Below are 3,479 nucleotides of genomic sequence, written 5' to 3'. Positions count from 1 at the left end.
CGCGGCCCAATTGCCGGCCGAGCCGTTTGTGCTGTATGGGATTGAATTGAACGATTGCAATACCGTCACGGATAAAGATTTTGCCAGAATCGAAGGCCTGGCAAATCTGGTCGAGTTCAAGGTCCGGCAGGTGCCCATCGGCGACGAAGGCGTGGCTCACCTCGCCCACCAACGCAATCTTTCGTGGTTGATCTTAATGAACACCAACACCACCGACGCCGGTCTGGTCGCGGTCGGTGCCATGGCGCAGCTCAATTCGCTGGTCATCGCCGGCAACCGCAAAATCACTGATGCAGGGGTAGCACACCTTCGCGGGCTGACGCAACTACGCTCGCTCTGGCTTAACTTCACGGCCGTTACCGGCGCAGGCCTGAAGCACCTGCACAACCTGCCGATGTTGCTGTCTCTAGGATTGCCTGACACGAAACTCGGCGAGTCCGACCTCAAAGATTTGGCGGGGTTCAAGACTGTGACTTTCGTCAACATTGACGGATCTCCCGGGGCGACCGACGCAGGCATGGCGATTCTGAGAGCGATGCCCGCGCTCGCGGGGTTGCACGTTGCGCATTCGTCCGTCAGCGACAAGGGGCTGGAGATACTGGCCACGTTCCCCGGGCTGAAAACGCTGGATGTGAAGGGCTCGCGCGTCACGGATGCCGGCGTGCAGAGGTTTCGCGCGCTGCGGCCCGACTGCGAGATTGTGCACTAACTAAACGGGTTCTCGTGCCCCGCGCCGTTGGGCTGACACGCATCGGCGGTGGTGTCTTAACTTGGTGTTGCTCTGGCAAGCACGGCGTCGAATAGTTCGTCAAACGACCAAACATGCCCGGCCAACCCAGCCATCATCGCAGCCGTAGGGCGCTTCTGGCCAGATTTTCCAGGCTTGCGGGTTTGCCAGCAGAAGTTGTAGTAAGCGGCGAACATGCCAAATGCCGCTTCCAGGTTCCGCATCTTCTTGGAAAAGCAGTACGTCAGCCGGTTAAGCCGCTTCAAGAATAGCCGCTGCGTGCCGTTCAGACGTTCGACGTGCGAAGTGCATATCGACCGCGACTGGCGGCCAGTTATGCCTTGTATCCCCGTGCGCTTCGTGCCCACCATTTCGCTGGGCGTGTAGATCATGTTCGCGTTACGGTACTCCTTTATGATCGTTCCGAACTTCACGTACGGGCCGAAAGCCAAGTCGACCGCCTCGGGATAGGGGGCGAAGCCGTCGGTGCTGATTTGCACGACTGGCGTGTAGCCGCTGGACTTGTACGCATGCGCGTCTGAGGCATGTGGCCGAGTGTCGGGCCAAACCAGCCGGCCGGCTACGTCCACCATGAAGCGCCGGGCGTTGTCAGCGGAACGCTTGCCGACCATGAAGCTGGGCATCAGCTTCGTTTTCTGGTCAATGCAGGTCCACAGGTACACATCGCCCACGTCGCACTTCTCGGCGCGCTCTTGGAGCGTCAACCGGCTTTGCTTCTTAGCTACGTACGTCCATTGCTCATCAAATTGCAGGTGCGTCAGCGTCAGACTGTGCATGCGCTCGTCAAGGAATTCTCGGCACGCATCGCCGAAGAAAACAAGCAGCTTGCAGATCGTATTGCGGTTGACGTGCGTAGTGCGCTCGGCGGCGCGGATCGACATACCTTCGGTCAGCAGCCGCAAGACCAGCTTGGCGTCAGCAACCGGCACGCGCATCGGGCCGAGCGGCTTAACCGGCTTCACTTCCACGAACGTCTTGCCGCATGACAGGCAGCGATATCGCTGGTTGCCATGCCGGTCGCGGCCGTGCTTTTTCGATTCCTGGTGGGCACAGCAGATCATCGCGAAACCTTCCCGTTGCTGGGGCGGTTTCGCGTGGTAGAATGCAACTGTCACGGAGCATTCTGGCGCTAGCCGCCGGATTTGTTCTTGCCCCGATGTGGCCCGCCAAGGCTGCACCGGGGTTTTTTCGTTTCTGGCTGTCAAAGAACTACACTTATTGTATGCAAGTCGAAGCGTATTTGTCCACCCAAAAACTATTGAGTTTGACAAAATTTATGGGTGGACGTAAACTATTGACATGAAAGCCGATCCACCGAAACGCCGTCCCGGTCGCCCAGCTACAGGCCAAATGCCAAAGCGGTATTTCCGCATGGATGACAATGATTGGGCCGCTGTCGAAAGGGCATCGCAGGCGGCCGGGCAGACGACTTCGGATTTCATCCGCCAAGCAATCTTGCGGGCGGCCCGCAAAAGTCGATAATCAGCGGCAGGGGTGGGGGTTGAACCCACGCGAGGCTCTGGTTTGACGGCCTGCCTCGACTGCCGGTTATAAGTCGGCTGCCTTGCCACTCGGCCACCCTGCCAAAGGTGGTCGCCACGTCCTGGCGGGGCGAGTGCGTTAAAACCGCACCCGCCAGGACTTCGCTTTCACGCCCCACGCAACGGCGACTATGATCGCGCGAGGCTGCTTCCCTCCTCATTGGCTGGTCACTCCTTTTGATCGAAGCCAATAAAAAACCCGACGCATGGATCGGACAATCCAAGCATCGGGTTAAATTGAGACCAGAACAATCCGGAGTAACTAGTTACTTCCGGTATTGGTGAGGAGTAACTAGTTACTCCCCATGTTCGCGAGCGGCCTGCCTCCATTTTTGCTCATCGTTTAAAATCAGGCGAATTGCACGCGGCGATAGGTGGTATTTCCTGGCTAGCTTTCCCTGCGTCCATTGTGCCCTATCTTTGGCCCACAGATCGCAGATCTCCACGTTTCGGCGAATAATCTCTGGATCTGGTTTCCGGTCGCGTTTTTGCTTGAGCTTTGCCTGCTCAAGCTCGCCAATCTCTTGCTTGAATTCCGTCGTAGAGGCGGCGACACGGGCAAGCAACTCGGCCTCGAATTTTTCATCGGGAATATCCGGCAGCTCGTGCGCAATCTTTCTGGCTTCTTGCACCATAATCGGCAGGACTAGCCGCAACACACCGTCCGCGATCATGTCATTGAAACGGCCCTGTTCAATGAGCCGCATACCATTCATCATTACGAACGGGGCTTCCGCAAAAGAAATCGCCCCAATCATTTGCAGGCAGGCGTTCCGCTCATCGCCTGTGAGCTTGCGATACAGGTCGAGAATCTCCGCTGCCTTTTCGCTTTCTGGTGTCACGGCGACCGGTCCTTGAGATAATCGCTTTGCCAGTGAGCGCGTGACGTTGCGCATGAGCGGCATGAACCGGCGCATCACGCCTTGCGGAATAATAACGGCCGCCGTGGGGAAATGCCACGTTTGGCATGCGTGTCTAGCCTTATTTGCGACAATCATCGTCCCCCCAATGCTGGGTTCCGGCCAGCAACACAGTGTTCAGACACCACCGCATCGGCGCACAATTGGCTATCGCATCGGCGATTGGTTATACTAGGGGGCCTCCCCACACGAGCGGTTTTTTATAGCCGCGCTTGCCAGCCGTCGCCCTGCCATGCCGCATGCCTTGCAATCGCCGAGATGCCGGTTTCC

Annotated in this window: 3 protein-coding genes and 1 tRNA gene; 1 reads left to right on the top strand and 3 read right to left on the bottom strand. The window is 57.8% G+C overall.

Annotation, left to right across the window (positions count from 1 at the left end):
• Nucleotides 1-709 (top strand): hypothetical protein (locus VGG64_15015; GenBank protein ID HEY1600914.1); only part of this gene is annotated, 709 nt, incomplete at its 5' end.
• A 56-nt stretch (nt 710-765) separates the two neighbouring features.
• Here VGG64_15015 and VGG64_15010 read toward each other — a convergent pair.
• The 3 genes from VGG64_15010 to VGG64_15000 all read right to left on the bottom strand — a co-directional run bounded on the left by VGG64_15010 (nt 766) and on the right by VGG64_15000 (nt 3,287).
• Nucleotides 766-1,809, bottom strand: a complete 1,044-nt coding sequence (locus tag VGG64_15010) for a hypothetical protein (protein HEY1600913.1) — start codon at nt 1,807-1,809, stop codon at nt 766-768.
• Nucleotides 1,810-2,234: 425 nt separating this feature from the next.
• Nucleotides 2,235-2,333 (bottom strand) — tRNA-Ile (locus VGG64_15005).
• A gap of 252 nt (nt 2,334-2,585) precedes the next feature.
• Nucleotides 2,586-3,287: a hypothetical protein gene (locus VGG64_15000; GenBank protein HEY1600912.1), complete on the bottom strand. Its 702-nt coding sequence runs from the start codon at nt 3,285-3,287 to the stop codon at nt 2,586-2,588.
• Between the last annotated feature and the right edge of the window lie 192 nt (nt 3,288-3,479).

This window comes from Pirellulales bacterium (assembly GCA_036490175.1).
Taxonomy (GTDB): domain Bacteria; phylum Planctomycetota; class Planctomycetia; order Pirellulales; family JACPPG01; genus JACPPG01.
The sequence above is the reverse complement of the archived record's forward strand: the minus strand, read 5'-3'. Positions and strand labels throughout refer to the sequence as shown.